This window comes from candidate division TA06 bacterium, assembly GCA_016208585.1.
Lineage (GTDB): Bacteria > Edwardsbacteria > AC1 > AC1 > EtOH8 > UBA5202.
Map to the genome: position 1 here is coordinate 1 of JACQXR010000149.1, position 5,696 is coordinate 5,696.

Sequence of the window (5,696 nt, forward strand, 5' to 3'; positions counted from 1 at the left end):
ATATTGTTTCGAATTTCGATATTCGTATTTCGAATTTCATAAGGAGTAGATAAATGGAAGCCAAACTTAACCTAATCCCTATCCACATCATGGGCAAGCAGTACCTGGCGCCGGACACGCTGACGGTCCAGAAGCTCCATAATAAACGATCCTAACCATGACTAAAAACGCCATTATAAAAGCCATCAGCTCGCACCGGGAGATTCTTGACCGGAACCGGGTACGCTCCATCTCTCTGTTCGGCTCCTATGTCCGAAACGAGCAACGGGACGACAGCGACATTGACCTGCTGGTGGAATTCGAAAAATGCGATTACGATAACTTCATTAACTTGATCTTCGACATGGAGCTGCTGTTGGGCAAAACAGTGACAGTGGTCACCCCCGAAGGCCTGAGCCCCTACATCGCTCCCTTTGTGCTTAAGGAGGTTGAGCCGATTGAAGGACGATAAGGTTTTTCTCAAGCATATCCTGGCTGAAGCCGAGTTTATTGCGAGTGCTACCGCCGGCTTGAACTACGAGGCCCTTCTCAAAGACGGTACGCTCCAGCGGGCCATTCTCCGCAGCCTGGAGATCATCGGCGAGGCCTCTAAACAGGTTTCGCCGGAGTTCAAAGTGGCGCACGAAGAGATCGAATGGAAAGCAATGGCCGGGTTGCGCGACAAGCTGATCCACGCCTATTTCGGCGTCGACTGGCGAACCGTTTGGTCCGTGATTAACGATAAAATACCACCACTAAGAGAAGCGGTTGAGGCTCTATTGAGGGAATGATCAAAATTGATCGAAGGCGATAACCCCGATTTGTTTCGGATTTCGACATTCGATATTCGAATTTATCAAGGAGAACATACATGGAAGCCAAAGTCAACCTGATCCCCATCCACATCATGGGCAAGCAGTACCTGGCGCCGGACACGCTGACGGTCCAGAAGGCCATGGAGTACGCCGGCTACCAGCTGACCCGGGGCTGCGGCTGCCGGGGCGGCATCTGCGGGGCCTGCGGCCTGGCCTTCCGCCTGCCCAACAGCTACAAGATTGAAGTGGGCCTGGCCTGCCAGGCCATGGTCCAGCCCGACATGTACCTGGCCATCCTGCCGTTCTTTCCCAACAAGCGCGGCGTCCACGACCTGGATAAGCTCAAGGCCAACGTCGACACCTTCAAGGCCCTGTACCCTGAGGTGTTCAAATGCGTATCCTGCAACACCTGCACCAAGTCCTGCCCGATGTCCATCGAGGTGATGGACTACATCCAAGCCGTGATGCGGGGCGACGTGGAGCAGGCGGCCAGGCTGTCGTTCGACTGCGTGATGTGCGGGCTGTGCACCTCACGCTGCCCGGCCGAGATCTCGCACGCCAACGTGGCCATCCTGGCCCGGCGGCTGTCCGGCTCGCAGATCGCTCCGCGGGCCGGGCACTTGGCCCAGCAGGTCAAACAGGTTAGAGACGGAAAGTTCCAGCCCGGCCTGGACCAGCTGAAGAAAGCGGACGTCAACAAACTGAAGGAACTGTACAATGCCCGGGAAAGCGAACCGGATAACACGTCGGACGAGTGGGCCCCAAAGACCAAAGAGTATCTGTAAGAATCGCTAAACGCAATAAAAGGACGGTAAAATATTCCTGTCCGTAAAAACCAAAAGAAAGGTAGAAAAACATGCAGAAACAAGGGAAAACGGCGCTCGACCGCCTGTCGCTGAGCGAGATCGAAAGCTATCTGAAGGCGAAAAAAAGGCAAAACCAGGCGGAAAAGGCCAACTTGAAACGAAAACGCCAAAGATTGCAAAATGAATTGAAAGAGGTGGAGGAAAGGCTTTCATCTTTCGGGGCGATTTGCCAGGAACAAAAACCGGCTCCAAGGCCAAAGCCTGTCAGCAAAGGCAAGAGAATGCCCGGCCAGCCGACTTTGGCCGAACTCATTCTGGGCATTCTCAAAAGAAGGGGTCCGCTGGGGATTTCCGATATCAAGAAATCTGTCCTGAATAGAGGTTACAGAAGCGCCAGCAAAGACCTCTCCCAGGGCATCAGAAACAAACTGGGGGGGATAAAGGGAATAAAGAGGGTTTCTCCCGGGGTCTATGGGATTGCGAAATAACCCGCCTTTCGATAGGCGATGATGAACAAATGGCGGCCGTTAGCTGACCTCCTGGCTTCGACACTTGTAGTGCCCCGATCAGGAAGCTTTATTGGACAAGGCTTTTAGAGGTTTACCCCGCCTGCCCCAGCTTGCCCCGCTTGCCCTGCAAAGCGGTGGCAAAGCGGCGGCATATTTCTGGGATGGCAGAGCGCTACCCACTGCAGGCGGATCTTCGACATTTTGCGTCGGCCTCCGCCGACCTGCCTGCCCCAGCCTGCCCCGCTTGCGGCGGCGGTTTACCCCGCTGTGGCGGTAGCCCAGGCGGTGGTCCACCCCCGTTCTCGTAAACGGGGCAGGCTCCGCGCTGGCGAAGGAGGAAGGCTGTTGCCCGCAAACGGATAAAAGTCTTTCATTGAAATATCAATGACTCATAAAGATACTTCAGAAAAAGCGTCGAAGTCGGGAGAGACTGCGCGCGCCCCGGGCCGGGCACCTGGCCAAGCAGGTCAAACAGGTTCGCGGCGGGAAGTTCCAGCCCGGGCTGAACCAGTTGAAGAAAGCGGACGTCAACAAGCTCAAGGAGCTGTACAAGGACAGGGAGAGCAAACCAGACATGGCGCCTGAGGAGTGGCAGCCGAAGGCAAACGACTATCTGTGATAAACTCAGAATCAAATGGAACCGCCATAAAATAAAAGTTTACGTAACCGGCAATATGAAAAAAGCCTGCGCCATTTGCGCAAAATCCAAGGGCAAGCGAGCCTGCAAGCAAAAAGACGGAATCATCTGTCCGCCCTGCTGCGCGGCAATCCGCAACAGCAGCTGCGCGGACTATCTGCATTTCAAAGCTTCTGAAATATACGAAGCGTCCAAGCCCGAATATTTTCCTCAAAATAGTTTTATTGCCGCTGTCGACGAGGAAATTGAGGAAACCCTGGATCAAGCGATGGATTTGGTGGAGAAAGGCTCTCTTGAAGAAGCGGAGAATATCGTTGCGGGATTGTTAAGAGATAATCCCCGGTATCATTCCACCCATTTTTCCATGGGCGTGATTCATATAGAAAGGAAGCGTTGGGACGAGGCCCTGTCGTGTTTTGAAAAGGCCATCGATATTTTTCCTTATTTTTGGGAGGCTCATTTCAATAAAGCGTCCGTGTGCTTGAAGAAATATGACCTGAAAAACGCCGTCCTTGCCTACCGAAGGGTTGTGGAAATAGGAGATCCTGACGAAAAAGAAGTGAAGCACGCCAAAAACTTCTTGTCCGATCTGGAACAAGATATGTTGGAAAATGACGGCATCGATTTGGATTCATATTTAAAATCCTCGGATAGGTTTGAACAAGCCTTGTCCTGCATGGACAACCAGGAATGGGAAAACGCCATCGGTTGTTTCAAGGGGTGCCTGAATATAATAAAACGGCATGTCCAATCCTACGGCAATATCGGCCTTTGCCATTTACAATTGGGTCAAAAAGAGCCTGCCATCAAAGCCTTCAACCAGGCGCTTGAAATCGATCCCGATTATGAATTGGCCATTGTTAATAGATCTCTGGCAGTCGCCATGAAAGATGGCGAGAAGCCGGAGCCCGGACGGATTGAAACAGTGGATTATTATAAGGATTATCCTATGAAGGGAAAAAGCTATATCCGATCTTTTATCCAAAATATAAAACAATCTCTGCATAAAAAGAAAAGACAGAGCAAAACTTATCCATCAGAGTAAATCCCTGTAATCTAGTTGGGAGATAAACCATGCCATATACCCCTGAACTGAAACAGCTGATCCAGAAGGTCGCGGCCACCAGGCCGGAGCGGGTGCGCCGCAAGAAGGAGGGCCAGGAGTTCCCAGCCATGAGCATGAAGGAGTGCCAGGCGGTGCTGGACGCCTTCCACCCGGACTGCAAGAAGACCTCCAAACGTCCCATCGGCGTCGGCGTCAACAAGGGCTACGCCATCTCGCCGGAGATCGTGGATCTTTTGGAGGCCAAGAGCCGGGTAGACCCGGACAAGGTCGACCTGACGCCGCGCTATCAGACCGACGTGCTGGTAGTCGGCGGAGGCGGGGCCGGCGCGGCCACGGCCTTGATGGCCGCTCAGCACGGAGCCAAGGCGATCATCCTCACCAAGCTAAGACTGGGCGACGCCAACACCATGATGGCCGAGGGCGGCATCCAGGCGGCTTCCAAGTTAGAGAAAGATTCTCCTTATTACCATTACTTGGACGTGCTGGGCGGCGGTCATTTCAAAAACGTGCCGGAGCTGGCCGAGGCCCTGGTGATGGACGCAAACGAAACCCTGTCCTGGCTGGAATCGCTGGGCTGCATGTTATCCAAATTCCCGGACGGCCGGCTGATGACCATGCACGGCGGCGGCACCTGCAGAAAAAGGATGCACTACGCGGCTGACATCACCGGCGCCGAGATCATGCGCACCTTGCGGGACGAGGTCCACAACCACCCGGATGACATCCGGATCGTCGACTTCACCTCGGCGGTGGAGCTGGCGCTCAACGACCAGGGCCAGTGCGCCGGGGTGGTGGCCTACAACCACGAGACCGAGGAATACTTCACCATCAAGGCCAAGGCCGTGGTGATGGCCACCGGCGGTTCGGGCCGGCTCCACATCCAGAATTTCATGACCACCAACCACTACGGGGCCACCGGCGACGGCCTGGTGATGGGCTACCGGGCCGGGGTCGAGCTGTGCTTTTTGCACACGGTTCAGTTCCACCCCACCGGCGTCTCGTTCCCGGACCAGATCGAGGGCCTGCTTTTAACCGAGAAATTCCGCGGCGCCGGCGCGAATGTACTTAACAGCGACGGCGAGCAGTTCGTGTTCGAGCGCGAGCCCCGCGACGTGGAGGCCGCGGCCCTCATCCGGGAGTGCGTGGCACGTAGGAAAGGCATTGCCACGCCATCGGGAAAAGTAGGCGTCTGGTTGGACTCGCCCATGATCAACGACCTCAAGGGCCAGGGCACAGTGGAAAAGGAGTTCGTGGGCAAGTGGAAGATCTATATGCGGCACGGCATCGACATCTCCAAGGAGCCGATGCTGACCTATCCGACGTTACACTACCAAAACGGCGGCCTGAAGATCAATGCCCGGGCTGAGACCTCGCTGCCCGGGTTGTACGCGGCCGGAGAGGTGGCTGGCGGCATCCACGGGGAGAACCGGCTGATGGGCAACTCGCTTTTAGACGTCTGCGTGTTCGGCCGGCGGGCCGGGCAGTACGCGGCCGAATACATCAAGGCCGGCGCCAAGGACGGACCGCTCAATGTCGCGCATGTGAAGAAATACCACCAGGAGTTGGAGGCGGCCGGGCTGGGCAGGGAGCGGGTGTCGCCGATGCTGCTGCCGGACTACAGCAATCCCGAGGTCAAGAAGAACCAACTGACCACCAGCTATGTGGGAACCATCCGGTGATAAATATAAAATTCAAAACCAAAAATTCAAAATGGCCGAGAGCAATTCAGGCAAGCGATATGATCTACCTGAATTCCGTAGCATAAATATACACTACAGTCCTTTGAGGAGCTGAGGAGATACAGCTTTAAGGATGCGTTCTTGGCGTTTTGTTAATGTGACAATACGGGATAAGGTAAAACCTTTTGACTGATCACGCAAATAC

At 54.6% G+C, this 5,696-nt stretch carries 6 protein-coding genes; all 6 read left to right on the forward strand.

Going from position 1 to position 5,696, the window contains the following annotated elements:
* The first annotated feature begins 157 nt into the window (after positions 1 to 157).
* The 6 genes from HY768_10910 to HY768_10935 all read left to right on the forward strand — a co-directional run bounded on the left by HY768_10910 (position 158) and on the right by HY768_10935 (position 5,491).
* Entirely contained in the window at positions 158 to 451 is a 294-nt protein-coding gene (locus HY768_10910) for a nucleotidyltransferase family protein (GenBank protein ID MBI4727707.1), read from the forward strand.
* Positions 429 to 770, forward strand: coding sequence for a DUF86 domain-containing protein (locus tag HY768_10915; GenBank protein ID MBI4727708.1), 342 nt, complete (start codon positions 429 to 431; stop codon positions 768 to 770). Before HY768_10910 ends, HY768_10915 begins: the two co-directional genes overlap by 23 nt.
* An 80-nt stretch (positions 771 to 850) precedes the next feature.
* Positions 851 to 1,579, forward strand: a complete 729-nt coding sequence (locus HY768_10920; protein MBI4727709.1) for a 4Fe-4S dicluster domain-containing protein — start codon at positions 851 to 853, stop codon at positions 1,577 to 1,579.
* A 71-nt stretch (positions 1,580 to 1,650) separates the two neighbouring features.
* On the forward strand, positions 1,651 to 2,088 hold the full coding sequence (locus HY768_10925; protein ID MBI4727710.1) for a hypothetical protein: 438 nt from the start codon (positions 1,651 to 1,653) through the stop codon (positions 2,086 to 2,088).
* A 695-nt stretch (positions 2,089 to 2,783) separates the two neighbouring features.
* Positions 2,784 to 3,791 carry a tetratricopeptide repeat protein gene (locus tag HY768_10930; protein MBI4727711.1) on the forward strand — a complete coding sequence of 336 codons (1,008 nt, stop codon included), beginning with the start codon at positions 2,784 to 2,786 and terminating at the stop codon, positions 3,789 to 3,791.
* Between the two features lie 29 nt (positions 3,792 to 3,820).
* Positions 3,821 to 5,491, forward strand: a complete 1,671-nt coding sequence (locus HY768_10935; protein MBI4727712.1) for an FAD-binding protein — start codon at positions 3,821 to 3,823, stop codon at positions 5,489 to 5,491.
* Positions 5,492 to 5,696 lie beyond the last annotated feature (205 nt).